Below are 19357 nucleotides of genomic sequence, written 5' to 3'. Positions count from 1 at the left end.
CCCCTATACTAATTCTGGATCAGTGATTTTTCCTGTTATTGCTGATGCTGCTGCAACTGCTGGACTTGCAAGATACACTTCAGATTCAACATGACCCATTCTTCCTACAAAGTTTCTATTTGTTGTTGACAATGCTCTTTCACCTTTTGCTAAAATCCCCATATGTCCACCTAAACATGGCCCACAAGTTGGTGTTGAAAATACTGCACCTGCTTCCACTAAATCTTTAGCTATTCCTTCTTCTAATGATTGTAGATAAATCTTTTGAGTACCTGGGATAACTATACATCTGATTCCCTTTTTAACTTTTTTACCTTTAAGAATATCTCTAGCTACTCTTAAATCTGAAATTCTACCATTAGTACATGATCCAATTACTACTTGATCAATCTCAACTTCCCCAACATTATCAATTGTTCTTGTGTTATCAGGTAAATGTGGGAATGACACTGTTGGTCTTAATGTACTTAAGTCAATTTCATATGTTTCTTCATATTCAGCATCTTCATCTGCTTCGTAAGCTTTCCACTCTCTTGTTGCATGTTCCTTTAAATATTCAATGGTTTTATCATCAACTGGAAAAATTCCATTCTTTCCACCTGCTTCAATAGCCATATTTGCCATCGTAAATCTATCATCCATTGAAAGATATTGTAGTCCCTCTCCTACAAATTCCATGGATTTATATAATGCCCCATCAACACCAATCATTCCAATTATGTGTAGAATTATATCTTTTCCACTTACCCATTTAGCAGGCTTGTTCTTAAGAACAAATTTTAAAGCTGCTGGTACCTTAAACCAAGCTTTTCCTGTAGCCATTCCAGCTGCCATGTCAGTTGATCCAATACCTGTTGAGAAAGCACCAAGTGCTCCATACGTACAAGTATGTGAGTCTGCACCTATAATTGCATCTCCTGCAACTGCCAATCCTTTTTCCGGAATTAGGCAATGCTCAATTCCCATTTCACCTACTTCAAAGAAATTTTCAATTCCCATTTTATTTGAAAATTCTCTTACATATTTAACTTGCTCTGCTGCTTTAATATCCTTGTTTGGAGTAAAGTGATCTGGAACAATTGCAATTTGACTTTTACTAAAGACTTTATCCGTTCCAAATTTTTTAAATTCATTTACAGCTACTGGAGTTGTAATATCATTTCCCAATACTAAATCAAGATTAGCCTCTATTAATTGCCCTGCTTTTACATTTTCTAATCCTGCATGTGCTGCTAGTATTTTTTGAGTCATTGTCATTCCCATTTTAATGTGCCCCCCTTAAAAATATGCTTTCACTTTTTTCTCTATATCTTTTATTAATTTATATTCTATTGAGTCAACCAAAGCTATCCAACTTGCTTGAATTACATCTCGAGATACCCCCACTGTACTCCACTTTTCTATCCCATCAGTAGATTCAATTAAAACTCTTACTTTTGCTTCTGTTGCACTTTCTGAATCTAAAACCCTAACTTTATAGTCTACAAGTCTTGCTTTTTTTAATTCTGGATAAAATACCTCAAGTGCCTTTCTTATTGCTTTATCTAGTGCATTTACCGGACCTTCCCCTTCCGCTGCTGTCATTTCATTTTGCCCATCAACGGTTATATTTATTACCGCTGTTGAACTAAATTTCTCTAAGCCATAAGGTTGTTCTCCTATAATCTTAAAATGGTTTAATTTAAAGAAAGGTTTATATTTTCCAATTATTTTTCTTATAACCAATTCAACAGTGCCTTCGGCTCCTTCAAATTGATATCCCTCATATTCTAATTCTTTTAGCCTGTCTGTAATTTTTTGAACTGAGTTATCATCTTTAGATATGCTTGGAAATATTTTTTTTATTTCTTGAAATATTGTACTTTTACCGCTTACTTCTGAAACTAAGAATCTTCTTTTATTGCCTACTAATTCAGGTTTGATATGTTCATACGACTTTGGTGATTTTGTTACCGCATCTATATGCATACCACCTTTATGTGCAAAAGATGAATTTCCTACAAAAGGACTTTGATCTTCTAAGGTAATATTACATATTTCTGCGATGTATCGAGATGTTTTTGTAAGATTTACTAATTCATTGTTATCTAAGATATCATATCCAAGCTTCAACTTCAGTATTGGTATTATTGCACTCAAATTAGCATTTCCACATCTTTCTCCTATACCAATAAAAGTACCCTGAACTTGTTTTGCCCCTGCTTCCACCGCCATAATTGAATTTGCTACTGCCATTCCCATATCATCATGACTATGTATTCCTATTTCTACTTGTATATTTTCTTTAACATTTTTAGTTATCTCATATATTTCTTGTGGTAGTGTTCCACCATTTGTATCACATAAAACAATTGTTTCAGCCCCTGCCTCTTGTGCTACATTTAATGTTTTCATTGCATAATCTTTATTCGATTTGTATCCATCATAAAAGTGTTCTGCATCAAATATTACTCTTTTACCATCCTTACACAAATATTCAATTGTATCTTTTATCATTTGAATATTTTCATCTAATGTTGTCTTTATGATATCTGTAACTTGAAACGTCCATGATTTTCCAAAGACTACTATTGTATCTGCCCCTGATAATAATAAATCTTTTAGGTTTTTATCTTCCTCTACCTTAATCTCAGGTCTTCTTGTTGATCCAAATGCAACTACATTTGCATTCTTTAGTTCAATATCTTTAAGCCTTTTAAAGAATTCCATATCTTTTGGATTTGATCCAGGATTACCAGCTTCAATATAATCAACCTTCATATCATCCAATGCTTTTACAATTTTAATTTTATCTTCTAAAGAAAATGAAATTCCATGGCCTTGAGCTCCATCTCTGAGCGTAGAATCAAATATTTTCACCTGATTCTTAGCCATATATTTTTCCCCCTTTTATTTTTGCCATTGCCTTATTGCTTTTAAAAAATCTATATTACTTAGCCCAATCAATTTATTGCCTTATTTGTTATTGCTTTATATTAATAATCTTTTAAAGAATTATTTATTGTCTTTTCCCCTCTTTGGAGTGCAGTAACCCCTGTTCGCACCAATTCTTCAATTCCATATTCCTTCATCAAATTTATCAGTGCTGATATTTTGCTTTCATCCCCAGTCAATTCAATTGTTAAAGTATCAGTTGATAAATCTATTATCTTACTTCTAAAAATCTTTACTGTCTCATTTATAGCAGCTCTATTTTCTGCGTTTGCTCTCACCTTGATCAAGACAAGCTCTCTATATACACATTCATCAACTTTAAAACTTACAACTCTAATCACATCTTCTAGCTTATCTAATTGTTTTTTTACCTGTTCCAAAACATCATCGTCACCCATAAGAGTAATAGTCATTCTTGAAATAGAATTATCCTCAGTACTGCCAACAGTTAAACTATCAATGTTGTATCCTCTTCTAGAAAACAAACCACTAACTCTACTTAGAACTCCTGATGAATTCTTAACTAAAACAGATAATATATATTTTCCCATTAACTAGCCCCCTTAAAAATGGTTAAAAAAATCCACCCTTAATGATATAAATCATAAGAAGTGGGATAAAATTCCGCCTTACAAATATCACTAGGTTCTAACAAACCCTTGCATATAACGGATGCACACCGAATATCTTTTACTCAAGAAATATTTTTTTCTCTTTCTGGACTTTGCTCAGGAGGGATAATTATAAAGCTAAAGTATCGATTCTCACCAACCATCGACTCTCTGCAACTTATCTACTAGATAACCTTCTCCATCTTCGCATTTAATTGCTTAAGGACCTATTAAGTTTTCCTGTTGAAGTAATTTTACTCCCGACTTTTATCAATGTCAACATTTTAGTAATATATTTTTCATTATTGTTTTTTATCTCATTTAAAATATATGTAAATTACTCTTTTAATAATAATATACCTATTTTTTTATCACTTTATCAACACGTCGGAATTTTATTTAATTATATAAACTTTTTAGATGATTATAATTAATAATTTAAATATAACCTTTTTTTAACATTGAAATAACATATTACTCTAACCTCTAACCTTATCTCCAAAATTCTCCATATATTCAACTTCCTGAATATGTGCTAAAAGTTCATCTAAACCGTAATCATATATATTAAAATCCATTTTTGCTTCTGATAATTTTGAAACTATTTCTGCCCTATCTTCTTCAAAAGTCATCTCTTCATTAATCATATTAATAAATTCTTCTGTTTTATATATTTCACATTTTCCTTCTTCAACACCTAATTGAGTGAATACATTTAATCTACATTCATCTCCACCTGTTTCAGTAGCATCATTATATCCATCTTTATGAAAAACATCATCTAATCTTCTTTCATAATAATTATTTATATATGCTTTTACTCCCTCTATATCATTAAATCCTTTACAGTTACCGTTTGGCATTACTAATAAATATTCGTTATAAGGTTCATTGCTCATATAATTACCTCCTTAATTGAATAATTTTATCACAGTCTTATTTTTCCCCATACTTTACTTAGGTTATTCTATGAAAAATTTTCTTATTAAAACAATAAAAATAGTTGATAAATAATTATTAAAAACTACTTATCAACTATTTTCTTTCATGTTCCTAAATATATTTAATTATTGAATTTCTATTCTATTAGAATTATCTATAACTTTATTAATTTTAGGCAATACTACATGTAATTCTCCATTTTCAAATTTTGCACTTATCGCATTTCTATCAACATTTCCTACATAAAAACTTCTTGAAAATTGACCATAAGATCTTTCTCTTCTTATATAGTTGTCCTTTTCTTCATTAATGATTTCATCTCTCTTAGCAGAAATAATCAAATTATTATCTCTATATTCAAGGTTAATATCTTCTTTTTTAACACCAGGTAATTCAGCATCTAGAATGTATTCGTTACTTGTTTCTTTTATATCTGCATTAAAACTTCCAACATTACTAACATTCATTGGTGAAAAGAAATCATCATTGAAAAAATCTGTTAGAAAATTATTAAATACACCTCCTTCATTCTTAACACTATTTGTTTTAAAAGGTATCAATCCAAACATACTAAAAACCTCCTTAAATATTGGCTTATGATTTATTTCTTTTTACAATATAAATTATAGTTTTAAGGTCAAAGAAAGTCAAAGTTAATATATTCTTTTAATTTTTCTTTTTTTAATTTATATTTTAATTATTATTAAATATCTAATTATAACTTGAATTATCTTTCTTTATCTAGCAAATTCAAACTTATTTATTTTTAGACTGTGACTTAAACATTTGAATTAAAATAATAATTTTTAAAATTTAAATTTAATTTCTAAAAAATATTTTTAAAAAAACTAAAAAATATTACTTAAAATTATAGATAAACCATCATATGCTTAACCCCAATCCAGCAACTACAGTAATATATGTTAAATATTGAGAAACATAAAATTATTTATGCTTGAAATACATTATTTATCAGTTATGTGGATTATAATGAGTTAACCCTATATCTATATATAAACAATTAATTACCTAAATTTATACTATGAAATATATTGTACACTAGAAATAAGAGAAATTCTTTTGCGTTGCGTTGATAATTGGGCTATAGGTATTTCTTCAGTAGAAGTTGTCTCATTCTTACTTATCCTTAACTTGTTTGAGGAGCATGCAGGAACGAGTACAACTTCTGCTGATAGAAATCCACATCCAGATTATCTAGCAACCAAGCTAAAGAATTCCTCTTATTTCGGTTATTCATCACATAATTTTAAATTCTGAGTTGTTTATTTATAGAATAAGTACATAAAAGAAAATAACAAGTCCAGAATGTCATGATTATTTTTCATCAGGCAAGGAAGCTAATTACCCTCATAGCGGTCTATTAGGGTAATCTGCTAACGCAGCATGATGAAAAATACTCTTGGCAGATGTACTTGTTATTTTTTTGAATGTGGCTTATATTAATTATATTTTTTTTCAATTAATGCAGCTAAACCATGAGCCATCTTATCTATTTCCTCTTGATTTTCGCCTTCAAGCATTACTCTAACTAATGGTTCTGTTCCTGAAGGTCTTATAAGAACTCTTCCAACCCCATTTAACGCGTCTTCTATTTTCTTTATTTCTTCTTGTATTTCTTCGTCTGATAGATATAAATCTTTTTTGCTGTTTGGCACTGTTGCATTAGCTAATACTTGTGGAAGATCTTTCATTATTGAGCATAACTCTGATAAAGTTTCTCCCTTTTTCTTAACTATTGTTGCTATTTGAAGTGCAGTAATTAAACCATCTCCAGTTGTATTATAATCTAAGAATATAATATGCCCAGATTGTTCTCCACCTAAAACATAATTATCCTTAATCATTTCTTCTAATACATATCTGTCTCCAACTGCAGTTTTAATAAGCTTTATTCCAAGTTTCTTACATGCAATATCTAAACCTAAATTACTCATTACAGTTACAACTAAAGTATCATCATGTAATTTTCCAAGTTCCTTCAAATAACTTCCACATAACATTAATGTGAAATCTCCACTTATTAAAGTTCCTTTTTCATCAATTGCTAAACATCTATCTGCATCTCCATCAAATGCAAATCCCATATCACATCCCTTTTTAACTACATATTCCATTAGTTCTTCTGGATGTGTTGATCCACATTTTTCATTTATATTTGTTCCATCTGGGTTATCATTAATTACAAATACCTCTGCTCCTAACTCTCTAAAAGCCTTTACTGAAGACTTGTAAGACGCACCATTTGCACAATCTAATGCTATCTTCATTCCTTTTAGTGAACATGGTGCTGTACTTTTAGCAAATTCAATATAATCATCTAAAGCTGATATTTCTATTGTTTCCCTACCTATATTTATACCCGTTGGACTTGGTACTCCTTCAAAATCGCTTTCTATGACTCTTTGAATTTCATCCTCTAATTCATCTGAAAGTTTGTATCCTTTGTCGTTAAAGAATTTAATTCCATTATACTCTACTGGATTATGAGATGCAGAAATCATAACACCTGCATCGGCTGCATACTTTCTTGTCAAATATGCAACTGCAGGTGTAGGTACTACCCCTAGTACTACTGCCTCTGCTCCTACTGATAGTATTCCTGATATTAATGCGGATTCTAACATATCACCTGATATTCTTGTATCCTTAGCAACTAGTATCTTAGGCTTGTGAGCTCCTTCTGTTAGTACATATGCACCTGCTCTTCCAAGATCATATGCCATTCTTGCTGTTAATTCCGTATTTGCAACTCCTCTAACTCCATCAGTTCCAAACATTCTACCCATAATTTTACCTCACTTTTTCATTGTGTTGAGCACCTTTAAAAAAACTACCATATAAAAACATACTACTTCTTAATTAAAAAATTATTTTACAATAACTTTGATTCGCTCACTCTATCTGCTGAATCTAGTGAGTAGTTAATTTTTGGATGCTTTATAATCATTCTATTATTATCATATCTTAAAGTGTCCATTAAAAATAACACATATTTTAACTTTTACATGTGTTTTACCTTAAATAGTATAATATTTTTCATGAGAATTTACAATCTCTTCTTTTTACTAAAAATTCTACTATTAATACCATTTATCGCAATAATGCTTGTTTATTTATTGGATAATATTCTTATTCATCTATGTTCTCATCTTTAATTTTCTCTAATATGAGATTATATCCATCACTTCCGTAATTTAAACATCTATTAACTCTACTAATAGTTGCTGTACTAGCCCCTGTTATTTCTGCTATTTCTGAATAAGTTTTTTTATTTTTAAGTAGCTTTGCTACATGTAATCTTTGTGCTAATGCTTTAACTTCGTTTATCGTAGCTACATCTTCAAAAAACTTATAACATTCATCTAAATCTTCAAGTTCTAATATTGCTTTAAAGAATAAATCTAATTCCTTACTTTTAATTTTTGATTCTAAAGAACTCACCTTACCACCTCTTTATTTTTGCGAATGTATAATAAATAATTTATCTCTATAATTATACCCATGTATAAGTCCCTTTACAACTTTAATATATCAAAGTAACAAGGCAAAATCAAAAAACAAATCATAAATCAATATAATTGTTTGTTTTATACCACAGTTCTTCAATAAATTATACCAATAACTCCACTATAATCACAATTTAATTTCCCATCTGACCTGAAATAAGCATCGCATTTTAGATTTATTATTTTCTAATTTTGCCCGAATATAAACATTTTCGCTATATTTCTTCATCATTTGTATCCTGTAATTTTGTTGAATTAGTAACTCTACTCATATGTAAATCTTTATATATACTTTTAGTAGGCATAAGCCAAACTTCTCCTGACCCCCTATATACATTAACCAAACCTTCTCCATTAGTCAAAGAATCAACAATAGACTTTGACGATTTTTCTACTGAAAATTCAATATTGCCAGTCCTTAGAATTACAAAATTCCCGTCAACTTTTAATGTATCATTAATAAGTACACACTTAAATATTTCACTTTCTGGAACTGGAATCTTAATCACAACAATTCCACTGCCTTCTAATCTGGTCTGACAAAGCCCTTCATTTCCTAATACTGCAGATGAAATATTCTTTTGCATAGTTACGTCAATTTCTATACCTTCTTCACATGCAAAAAACATTCCATCATCAATAATTATTTCATCATCTTCTAATTCTATTAATGCAAAATGTCCGAAAGACGGTTCTAGAAATATTTCTCCAGTGCCTTTGTAAATTGGTTTAAATACAGTTTCTCCTGTCAATTTACTCGATATTAGTTTCTTACCTAATTCTAATACCCCTCCTAATTTATTCTTTATTTCTATATCACCTTTCATATAACTCAAAGCACCTGTTTCTAATCTCACTGCACTATTCTCAAGAATTATCCTTACTTGCTTCAACTTTATTCCGTTTTTTCTAATGATATTTAGTCCAAAAGCAGTCTCAACATCTGTAGCTCCATCTAAGCTTTCATATTCTAAAATTTGAAATTTAGAATCATATTCCATCTGAGCTAGCATATTTAATTTATTTGTAAAATTTAATGAACTTCTCATAATACCACTCCTTGCATGCCCTGAAATCAATCAAAGCATAAAATAACAAAACCAAATATAACTTAGTTTTCCAAATTTGTATTTTACTCTATACTATATGAATCTCGTCAATTATTTTCAAAAATATACCTATAATTTAATTAAATCAACATATGTTGTCAGAAGGAATTATTAACTTCTGAATATAACATGTATAACATAACATTGTGCAATAAAAGTACATAAAAAAATGATACTAAATCCTAATTACTACTAAATAACACATTAAATAAGGCATATTAGAAAATTAACAAGCATTATTGTAATCTATTTTTCTTTATACCATGTTAGTAAAATCAATCACAACCTATAAATTAATTTTACTTACTTATCTGATATCAAAATATAAATTACAAATACAACTTATTATTTTTAATATACCTTATACTATCTTAATTCTATTTTTGAATTTCCTCTAATAATGTAAACACTCTCTTGTTTAATATAGGATGTAGAAGATATGGTGCTATTTCATTTAATGGTTTTAAAACAAATTCCCTTTCATGCATTCTTGGATGCGGCAATATTATTTTTTCATCATTTGAAATCAAATCATCATACATCAGTATATCCAAATCAATGGTTCTAGGTCCCCATTTTATTAATCGTTCTCTCTTAAGTTCCAATTCAATTTTAAGTAACAAATCCATAAGTTCTTCTGGTTCTAGTGTTGTTTCAATTTCTACAACCCCATTTACGAATTCTTCTTGATCTAAATATCCCCATGGTTCTGTCACAATGAACGTGGATTTCTTTGTTATTATTATATTCTTTTGCTCTGATATTTTATGTATTGCATCATTTAGATTTTTTTCCTTGTTCCCTATATTTGATCCTAGCCCTATATATGCCTTATGTCTTTTTCTTTCTATCATTATTTCTACAGTATCTAAGTGTTTTTTTACAGGTGCCCATGGTTTTTTAAGAAACACTTTCACTCCATTTATTATCTTATACTCATTTAAAATAAAATCTGCTAAATTTAAAGCTGCTGTTTCTATAAGATCATAGCTTTCCTTTAAAAATTCATTTTCTACCTTTTCGCATAACTCTCCATAATGAACTGATTTTGTTAAATCTCCAGTTCTTGCTGCAAATTTCAAATCTAAATCTAATTCTAAGGATATTATAAATTTTTGACCTAATCTCTTCTCTTCTTCAAAAACTCCATGGTATCCAAATAATTCTAAATCTTTTATATACATCTTATCCAAAACTCATCCACCTATCTTCTTACAATTGCATCAGTCATCTTTGCTGCTCTTGCATTTTCTAATACATCATGAACTCTGACAAAATCACAAGCATCCTTCATTATTCCAATAACAGTTGTAGCTATAGTTCCTTCTACTCTTTCCTCTACTGGTAAATCTAGAGTAAGACCAATCATTGATTTTCTTGATGTTCCAAGTAGTATTGGATATCCTAGTTCTTTAAATTTCTCTAAGTTATTCATAGTTTCTAAATTCTGCTCATAAGTTTTACCAAATCCTATACCCGGATCTAGTATTATATTTTCATCCTTTACTCCAGCTTCTTTAGCAATTTTTATACATTCCCTTAAATCATCCAATACATCTTCCATCAAATCTTTATATTCTTTATTCTCTCTATTATGCATTAAACAACAAGGTACATTGTATTTTGCTGCAACCTTTGCCATGTCCTTATCTTTTTTAAATCCCCATATATCATTAATAAGATCAGCACCTGATTCTAATGCTTTTTCAGCTACTCTAGCTTTATATGTATCTATCGATACGCAAATATCAAAATTTTCTTTTATAGCTTTTATTATTGGTACGACTCTTTCTATCTCTTCCTCATCACTTATTAATGTATAACCTGGCCTAGTTGACTCTCCCCCTACATCTATTATATCTGCTCCATCCTCTATCATCTTTCTCACATGTTCTATAGCAATATCCACTGTATTAAATTTTCCCCCATCTGAAAATGAATCTGGAGTAAAATTCAATATCGCCATAATATATGTTCTTTCACCAATTTTAAATTCTTTATTGCCTATTTTCATTATATATAAAGCCTCCTAATAATATATTTTGAAGTTCTTCTTCTCATTGCTCCACTTGCATTCATCTATAGCATTACAAGAAATACATAATCTAGATAATTTATCTGCTCTATATATAAGTAATGAAAATCCATCACTTAATTTATTCCTATGACCTAGTACTCCCTGTTCTATCAACTCAATTTCTTCTTCATTAAAATTATAATTTTCTAAAATTTCTTTTGCAATTTCCCAAGACGCTATTTCATGTGGTGTTCCATTTTCATATTGAAATGACTTTCCTATATCATGCAAAATTGCAGTGGTATATATAATTTCTTTTTTAAATCCTAAATTTTCTTCTAAATTTATCTCTTGAGCAATCCTCGCAACATCTAAAAAATGTTCAAGATTATGTCTACAAAATCTTCTATTCTCTTCAAATTTTTTATTTCTTTTCAAATAATCTATGTATTTTTCATCATTCAAAATATAATTAAATCTTTCCATAACTTACCCCAATTAATTTTATTATTTTTTGCTCTGTATATTTGTACAACATATATGTATTAATAACTTCATTTGAATATATATTTACTATAAGTTTAAAAACATAATATATCAATCTTTTATTTATCTATTTTGAGGTATTATATATTTTATAACATGTAAATTCAAGTTATTTTTATACATAAATATTTTGCAACTTAAACTTATTTTGCAACTTACCGAACTCAAATACATTTTTGTTTCACAGAACTATGAAAATTCGTTGGAACTTTATAAACGAGGCTTTATCCCATTCCTGCATTTTTCCTAATCAAATTAAAGAATGAAAATACATTTCATCAACAAATTTCACAACTCATTTTTAGCAGAAACCTCTATTATTGTAATGTCTATATAGTTTAATGACGTTGTCTAATTAACAATTTTAAATACAAAAAAGCTGTCTTAAAATATAAAAATTAATTAAATATACTGCTTGTTCTATTTTTAAAACATGCAGTATATTTTAACCAAAATTTATTTTAAGACAGCTAATTAATCATATTCAAAACAATAAAAATCAATATGCTTCTTTTATTTTATGCAATTTTGTACGTGTAAAATCATCTAATAAATTCCTATATTTTAATTCATTATCTAATATAAAGCAGATAATACATCTTTAATTGGTCATTTTTTATATAACATATATATTCTAATATACTTTAGCTTCTTCTTCTCCATCAAGAACTCTTATAGCACCTTGAGCTAAAGCTAATAATTCATCTTCTCCTGGATATACTGTAACTGGAGCTATCCATTCAACATTTGATTTTAAATCTGGAACTAATGTTGGTGAATATGCAATTCCACCAGTAAGTATTATTTGATCAACCTTACCATTTAATGCAGCTGACATTTCTCCAATTGCTTTTGTTATTTGATAAAGGAATGCTTTATAAATTTTTTCACATTCTTTATCTCCTGCTTCCATTTTGTCTATAGTTCCTTTAACATCATTTGTATTAAGGTATCCTACGAATCCGCCCTTACCTACAACTTTAGTGTATACTTCTGATTCACTATACTTTCCGCTGAAACACATCTTTATTAAATCTCCAGCAGGTACTGAACCAGCTCTTTCTGGTGAAAATGGACCATCTCCATCTAAAGCATTGTTCACATCTACAACTTTTCCATGATTATGAGCTCCAACTGAAACTCCTCCACCCATGTGAACAACAACAAGATTTAAATTTTCATATCCTTTTCCACTTTCCTTACCATATCTCTTAGCAACTGCCTTTTGATTTAAAGCATGGAATTTACTCTTTCTTGGAATATCTGGAGTTCCTGATAATCTAGCTACATCTGCTAATTCATCAGTAACAACTGGGTCTACTATAAATGAAGGTATTTTTAATTCATCTCCGATTGATCTTGCAAGGATTCCGCCAAGGTTTGAAGCATGTGGACCTTGAACCCCAACTTTTAAATCTTCAACCATAGCGTCATTAACAGCATAAGTTCCGCCTTCTACTGGTTTAAGCATTCCACCTCTACCAACAACTGCACTTAAAGTCTTTAAATCAAAATTCTTTTCTGAAAGAACTTTTAAAATAACATCTTTTCTGAATCCAAATTGATCATATATTGTATCATATCTCTTTATTTCTTCATTTGTATGTCTTAATGTTTCTTCAAACAATTCCTTCTCATTTTCATAAACACCAATCTTTGTTGATGTTGAGCCTGGATTAATTATTAATAATTTATATGACATAGTAAATCCCCCTTTAAATTCAATTAATTATTTATTTTTTGCTGCAACTAATGCTGCTAAAGCAATTGAATTAACTTTTGTTTCAAATGAGTCCGCTCTTGAAGTTAAGATAACTGGAGCTGATGTACCTACTAATATTCCACCATTTTTTGATTTTGCAAAATATGTTAAAGTCTTATACATTACATTTCCTGTTTCTATAGTTGGTAATAATAATATATCTGCCTTACCAGCAACTGGACCAGTAACACCTTTATGATGAGCTGCTTCTTCTGATATTGCATTATCTAAAGCAAATGGTCCATCAACTATACATCCTTTTAATTGTCCTCTATCAGACATTTTTCCTAATAATGCTGCATCAAGTGTTGATGGCATTCCTGGATTTACTACTTCAACTGGACATACTGATGCTACCTTTGGAACATCTATTCCACATGCATGTGCAACTGAAACCGCATTATTTATTATGCCTACTTTATCCTTTAATTCTGGATATGTATTAAATGCTACATCTGTTAAGAAGAATAATCTCTCCCATCCTTCTATTTCAAAAACAGCTACATGTGACATTAATTTTCCAGTTCTAAGTCCTACTTCTTTATTTAATACGCTTCTTAGAAATGTAGCTGTATCTACTAATCCTTTCATTAACATATCAGCGTGTCCACTTGATACTAATTTAACTGCTTCTAATGTAGCTTTCTTTGGATCTTTAACATCCATTATTTCATAATTTGATAAATCTAAATCTATTTTCTTTGCTATCTCTTGTATTTCTTTCTTATCACCGACTAATATTGCTTGAGCTATATTCATTTCTGAAGCTTTCTTTATCGCTTCTAATACAGGTTCATCTTGAGCTACTGCTACTGCAACTTTCTTTGTTGGAATTTCCTTTAATCTTGATAGTAAATCATCAAAACTTTTACTCATTTTATACACCTCTTATTTTAATTAGTAAATTTTATTTGTATTTATAATTAATTTTTAATTATCTTAATTACCTCACCTTGTTAAATTTATGTCAATCATGTGCAAAAAAATATTTCTTTCACATACTATTGTAACAAAAAATAGTTCAAAATGTCCATGATTTTACTAATTAAATTAAATTTTTACTGAGAAATTAATTTTTTTACATAAATTACATGTAAATATATTATAAGGCTGCCTCAAAAACATTTTATTTTTGCATATATTTTAACACCAATAAATGCAATTGTTTCAATTTCGAGACAACCTTTATTTAAATATAATGATTATTTAATATTAAGCAAATAAAAAATAACAATTCTAAAATACCATGATTACTTTCATCAAGCCATACCTTAATTTCTAGGTAAATCAAACTTTTTAATTATGTACTCTGCTACCTTTATTCCATCAACAGCTGCAGAAATTATTCCTCCTGCAAAACCTGCCCCTTCACCTGTTGGATATAATCCACTTACATTGGTACTTTCTAGGGTTTCATTTCTATGAATTCTAACTGGTGCTGATGTTCTAGTTTCTATTCCTGTTAAAACTGCATCATCATTTCCATATCCGTTTATCTTTTTATCAAAATTTACAATGCCTTCTTTAAGAGCTTCTATTACATAACTTGGTAAACATTCTTTTAATTCTCTAAATTCATATCCAGCTGTATAACTTGGAGTTACTTTTCCTAATTTCGTTGATGGTCTATCTTTCATGAAATCTCCAACTAGCTGTACTGGCGCTTTATAATTTCCTCCACCTAATTTAAATGCTAAACTTTCATAATGTCTTTGAAATTCCATCCCTCTAAGTGGTGATGTTCCTTCAAAATCTTCTGGTGAAACAGTTACAACTAATGCCGAATTAGCATTTTCTAAATTTCTTGCATGATAACTCATACCATTAGAAACAAGTCTTCCATCTTCTGAAGCAGCTGCAACAACAACTCCACCTGGACACATACAGAAAGAATATACTCCCCTTTTTAATCTTTCACTTTGATAAGTTAATCTATAATCAGCAGCATGTAACTTAGAATGATTATGATTTTCTCCATATTGGCTTATGTTTATTAATTCTTGAGGATGCTCAATTCTCACTCCTATAGCAAATGCCTTAGCTTCCATTGAAACCCCTTCTTCACATAGCATCTCATATGTATCTCTAGAACTGTGTCCTATTGCAAGAATCAATGCTTCACAATTACTTTTCTTTCCGTTAACAATTATGCTCTTTAATTTATCATTTTCAAATTCTATTTTTTCTAACTTAGAATTAAAATGCACTTCTCCGCCAAGACTTTTAATTTCTTCTCTTATATTTTTAACTACACCCTTTAAAAGATCAGTACCCACATGTGCCTTACTTTCATATTTGATTTCTTCCGGTGCTCCTGCTTTTACAAATTCATCTAATACAAATTTGCATCTAAGATCCTTAATTCTTGTAGTTAATTTTCCATCTGAAAATGTACCAGCTCCACCTTCTCCAAATTGAACATTTGATTCAAGATTTAACTTTCCTTCATTCCAGAACTTTTCCACAGACTTAGTTCTGTTATCAACATCTTCCCCGCGTTCATACACAACTGGTTTATATCCTTGCCTTGCTAAAGTTAACGCTGCAAAGATTCCAGCCGGACCAAACCCTATAACCACTGGTCTAGATTTTAATTCCTCATTTCCTTTAACTACTTGTTCTATTTCCTTAACCTCTTCAATTTTTACATCTTTATCATGCAATTTAGAAAGTATTTTCTTCTCATTATCACAAATTACATCTACACAATAATTAAATTTTATATCATTCTTCTTTCTTGCATCAGTACTTTTTTTTATAATTTCTATCTTATTAATATTATCTTTAGATACTTTTAATTTTTTACAAATCTTTTTCTCTAAAACTTCAAATTCATCGTCTATACTCAAATTTATATTATTTATTCTTATAGGCATTCTATTATCACCCTGTTCCCTTCAAAAACAATTTACTTTTAGCATATGAAATAAAATAATATGTCAAAGATTATATTTATATTCTATTCATAATTGAATTGCCCTTTTATTTGCACTATTCATCAATGGAATGATAAATATAGATTAATACAATGCATACTTACATAATAAATTGCACTTCTTTGAATATGTTTTATTTAATACTATTTCATTATACACAAATTTCAAATTTTTTATATTTAATTACGGTGCTTTCTTTAATTTAATTAATTACTTTTTATCCAACAAGAAAATCTGCTTGGTAGACTGTCTATTTCTGCGCTTTCTAAAAATCATCTACAGACTTACCCCCGTTATTAAAAAAAATTAGATATATGTATAAGTTATCTCCATTTGAATTTTTACAATTCTACTGAACACATACATCTAATTTACAGAACCACTCATTACTTATTCTTAACTAACACATAATATTTTCCGTATCTTTTTACAGGTTTTATTACTTCAAATCCATTAACAAATTCACCTATAACTTGATCCTTTGCAACTTCAATTAAAATTGTTTCTTTGTTTTTCTTTATCCTTTCTGTAGGTACTATTATTGATTTTCTGCCTATACTATTTCTATTTCGAGTTGGCATATATTATCATACTCCCATTAATATTATAAGTTCTTCCATTATTATATTAATAATTCTTATAAATGTGTCACTTGTAGTATAGATAGCTTAATTTAAAAGAGATTTATTCAAATTTATATTAATGAATAACTACTTAATATCATGATTAAAACTGAACTTCTAAACATATAAATAAAATGAACTTTTAAAATTTTTATAAAAAATGCATCAAAATAACATTTAATTCATTCTGATGCATTTTCAATTATTATTAAGTTTTCTTTTTAACTACTACTTTCACTGTTCCAACATTTGCCACCGATACATTATCTGTATTAACAATCGTCACATCAGGTGTATATTCAAAACTTCCTTCTTGAGTCACCTTTGATAAATCAATTACAGCATTTATATTACTTGCTGTAACATTGTCTAATACTTGTTGAGTACCCGTTAAAGTAACTGTTGCTGTTGCTGTTGAACTCTCTAAATTTAAAGTTTCACTTAAATTTTTATATTGTATCTTACAGTCTATATTCTTAGTTATGCTATCAACTGATTTTTCTTGTTTTTTCACCTTAAATTTAACCTTAATAGTACTATCTCCATCTAATAATGAAATTCCATCTGGAACTTTAAGTTTTGCATCTACTTCACTATCAGATTGCAATGAAGATATATCAACTGGTTCTGTATCTATTGCTTGTATATTATTTAAAATATCACTATTAGCACTTACTATGTTCACATAATTTTTACTTAATTCATATCCATCTAACGTAACTTCTGATTTCATAGTTCCTGTGGTTTTTAAATTAATTGGTACGCTTTTCCCGTTTGTTACCAAAATTGATAATTGAGCTGTTTTATTATCCGGTTCAACATCCGTCACTTCATTTCCATTAGAATCCAAAAATTTTATATCATATGTATTCTTCGTATTCTTGTCTACATTTTTTGCTTCTCCCATTAAAACGGCTTCATTAATCTTATCAACAGAACTCTTTCCACCAGTTACTGTTACTTTTTCAGGACTTATAAATTCTTGCTTTTCATATATATTTTCTTTATAATTAACTTTAACTTTTGATTTTATGGCAAAATCTTTCTTAACCAACTCTTCTAAATCAACCTTTACTCCTAAAAATCCACTATTTTTAACGCTGATATTTTCAGGATAACTAACTATCTGAACAGGTATTGTATTTTCACCACTTTTAAGGGCATAAGCTGACATATCTGCTACTACTTTAAAATCTTCCTTTTTAACTTTAATTACTTCACTTGATGGACCTTCCAATTTTAGATCAACAGTATATTGTTCCTTATTCACAATAGCGAACTTTGAACCTGTTAAATAGTCCTCATTTATTAATTCTACAGGAATATTTTTAATTTCATAAGTCCTAACTGGATTTTCAACATTTGAAATATATAGCCATAGTCCAAATGATAACAATAAACAAATAAGTTTAACTATTAACGTTGAGTCCTTAGTCTTAACCATGACTTCACCCTCTCTCCAGCCGTTTGTACTTTTTTCTTACTTCTACCTTCTATTATTCGTATCAATATCTTTGTTAATCTTTCTTTATCATATCCTCTTGTTATCTTTCCATTAATGGCCAAAGAAACTATTCCTGTTTCTTCTGATACAATTATAATTATGGCATCAGATACTTCTGATAACCCAATAGCTGCTCTATGTCTTGTTCCCAATTTCTTATTGATATTAGTATTACTTGTTAATGGTAGTACACAACCTGAAGCTAAAATTCTATTATTTCTTATTATTGTTGCTCCATCATGAAGTGGTGTGTTTACTACAAATATGTTTTCTAAAAGGTTCGAGGTTATGTTAGCATCTAATAAAGTCCCTGCACTAATTACTTCCTTAAGACCTGTTTTTTGTTCCATTACAATTAATGCTCCAGTTTTAGTTTCTGCTAAATTTTCAACTGCAGTTGTGATTTCATTAATTACTTTCTTTAAGCTCTCTCTATCATTCTGATAATGTACATCATCAAAAGCTGATCTACCTAAATGTTCCAATGCTCTTCTAATCTCAGGTTGAAAAATTATAATTATAGATAATACTCCAATAGTTAACGTTTTATTTAATATAAAATATAACATATCTAACTTTAATAAATAACTTATTGGAATTAAAACTATGAGTAATATTATTCCCTTTAATAATTGTTCTGCTCTAGTTTCTTTTATTAACATATAACCCTTATAAAATATGTATGATACCACTAAAATATCTGCTATAGACCATAATGAGATATTAGACAAACTTTTTACTAATATTGATAAAAGTTCATTCACTTTCGTCACCTCTTTCCCTCTCTTAAATTATACAACAAATATTTCCTAGTTAGGTATCAAGAGAATTATTATTTTATTACTT

18 protein-coding genes are annotated in these 19357 nt (G+C 29.1%); 1 reads left to right on the top strand and 17 read right to left on the bottom strand.

Annotated features, from left to right (window positions below; genetic code table 11):
* Window positions 1-3 precede the first annotated feature (3 nt).
* The 17 genes from leuC to cdaA all read right to left on the bottom strand — a co-directional run bounded on the left by leuC (window position 4) and on the right by cdaA (window position 19275).
* The gene (gene leuC, locus CLSA_RS01350) at window positions 4-1269 is read right to left on the bottom strand and encodes a 3-isopropylmalate dehydratase large subunit (protein WP_472298008.1); all 1266 of its coding nucleotides are present in this window, start codon (window positions 1267-1269) and stop codon (window positions 4-6) included.
* 9 nt (window positions 1270-1278) lie between these two features.
* On the bottom strand, window positions 1279-2874 hold the full coding sequence (gene cimA / locus CLSA_RS01345) for a citramalate synthase (RefSeq protein ID WP_022743609.1): 1596 nt from the start codon (window positions 2872-2874) through the stop codon (window positions 1279-1281).
* A 101-nt stretch (window positions 2875-2975) separates the two neighbouring features.
* Complete coding sequence (gene ilvN, locus CLSA_RS01340) at window positions 2976-3485, bottom strand: acetolactate synthase small subunit (RefSeq protein ID WP_022743608.1); 510 nt, start codon at window positions 3483-3485, stop codon at window positions 2976-2978.
* A 539-nt stretch (window positions 3486-4024) separates the two neighbouring features.
* Entirely contained in the window at window positions 4025-4444 is a 420-nt protein-coding gene (locus CLSA_RS01335) for a hypothetical protein (protein ID WP_022743607.1), read from the bottom strand.
* A 168-nt stretch (window positions 4445-4612) separates the two neighbouring features.
* A complete protein-coding gene (locus CLSA_RS01330) occupies window positions 4613-5056 on the bottom strand; it encodes an Hsp20/alpha crystallin family protein (protein WP_022743606.1) in 444 nt (147 codons plus the stop codon).
* 891 nt (window positions 5057-5947) lie between these two features.
* Window positions 5948-7294 (bottom strand): phosphoglucosamine mutase, encoded by a 1347-nt coding sequence (gene glmM / locus CLSA_RS01320; protein WP_022743605.1) that lies wholly within the window; start codon window positions 7292-7294, stop codon window positions 5948-5950.
* A 343-nt stretch (window positions 7295-7637) separates the two neighbouring features.
* Window positions 7638-7949, bottom strand: coding sequence for a YerC/YecD family TrpR-related protein (locus CLSA_RS01315; protein ID WP_022743604.1), 312 nt, complete (start codon window positions 7947-7949; stop codon window positions 7638-7640).
* Window positions 7950-8229: 280 nt separating this feature from the next.
* The gene (locus CLSA_RS01310) at window positions 8230-9063 is read right to left on the bottom strand and encodes an AIM24 family protein (RefSeq protein WP_022743603.1); all 834 of its coding nucleotides are present in this window, start codon (window positions 9061-9063) and stop codon (window positions 8230-8232) included.
* Between the two features lie 437 nt (window positions 9064-9500).
* The gene (gene folK, locus CLSA_RS01305) at window positions 9501-10316 is read right to left on the bottom strand and encodes a 2-amino-4-hydroxy-6-hydroxymethyldihydropteridine diphosphokinase (protein ID WP_022743602.1); all 816 of its coding nucleotides are present in this window, start codon (window positions 10314-10316) and stop codon (window positions 9501-9503) included.
* 11 nt (window positions 10317-10327) lie between these two features.
* Window positions 10328-11137 carry a dihydropteroate synthase gene (gene folP / locus CLSA_RS01300; protein WP_022743601.1) on the bottom strand — a complete coding sequence of 270 codons (810 nt, stop codon included), beginning with the start codon at window positions 11135-11137 and terminating at the stop codon, window positions 10328-10330.
* Window positions 11138-11152: 15 nt separating this feature from the next.
* Complete coding sequence (locus tag CLSA_RS01295; protein WP_022743600.1) at window positions 11153-11626, bottom strand: HD domain-containing protein; 474 nt, start codon at window positions 11624-11626, stop codon at window positions 11153-11155.
* 694 nt (window positions 11627-12320) lie between these two features.
* Entirely contained in the window at window positions 12321-13388 is a 1068-nt protein-coding gene (gene buk / locus CLSA_RS01290; RefSeq protein ID WP_022743599.1) for a butyrate kinase, read from the bottom strand.
* A gap of 27 nt (window positions 13389-13415) precedes the next feature.
* Complete coding sequence (ptb, locus tag CLSA_RS01285) at window positions 13416-14324, bottom strand: phosphate butyryltransferase (protein WP_022743598.1); 909 nt, start codon at window positions 14322-14324, stop codon at window positions 13416-13418.
* A gap of 395 nt (window positions 14325-14719) precedes the next feature.
* Window positions 14720-16324, bottom strand: coding sequence for an NAD(P)/FAD-dependent oxidoreductase (locus tag CLSA_RS01280; protein ID WP_022743597.1), 1605 nt, complete (start codon window positions 16322-16324; stop codon window positions 14720-14722).
* 446 nt (window positions 16325-16770) lie between these two features.
* Window positions 16771-16965, bottom strand: a complete 195-nt coding sequence (locus CLSA_RS01275) for a hypothetical protein (RefSeq protein WP_022743596.1) — start codon at window positions 16963-16965, stop codon at window positions 16771-16773.
* Between the two features lie 250 nt (window positions 16966-17215).
* Window positions 17216-18451 carry a CdaR family protein gene (locus tag CLSA_RS01270; protein ID WP_022743595.1) on the bottom strand — a complete coding sequence of 412 codons (1236 nt, stop codon included), beginning with the start codon at window positions 18449-18451 and terminating at the stop codon, window positions 17216-17218.
* Window positions 18424-19275, bottom strand: a complete 852-nt coding sequence (gene cdaA, locus CLSA_RS01265; protein WP_022743594.1) for a diadenylate cyclase CdaA — start codon at window positions 19273-19275, stop codon at window positions 18424-18426. The genes CLSA_RS01270 and cdaA overlap by 28 nt, the downstream gene beginning before the upstream one ends.
* On the opposite strand from cdaA, the gene CLSA_RS24505 reads away from it, so the two are divergent.
* On the top strand, window positions 19232-19324 hold the full coding sequence (locus tag CLSA_RS24505) for a hypothetical protein (protein WP_418235961.1): 93 nt from the start codon (window positions 19232-19234) through the stop codon (window positions 19322-19324). The genes cdaA and CLSA_RS24505 overlap by 44 nt on opposite strands.
* Window positions 19325-19357: the final 33 nt, after the last annotated feature.

The sequence above is a fragment of the Clostridium saccharobutylicum DSM 13864 genome (assembly GCF_000473995.1).
GTDB classification, from domain to species: Bacteria; Bacillota; Clostridia; order Clostridiales; family Clostridiaceae; genus Clostridium; species Clostridium saccharobutylicum.
This window is presented reverse-complemented; position numbering and strand designations above follow the sequence as displayed.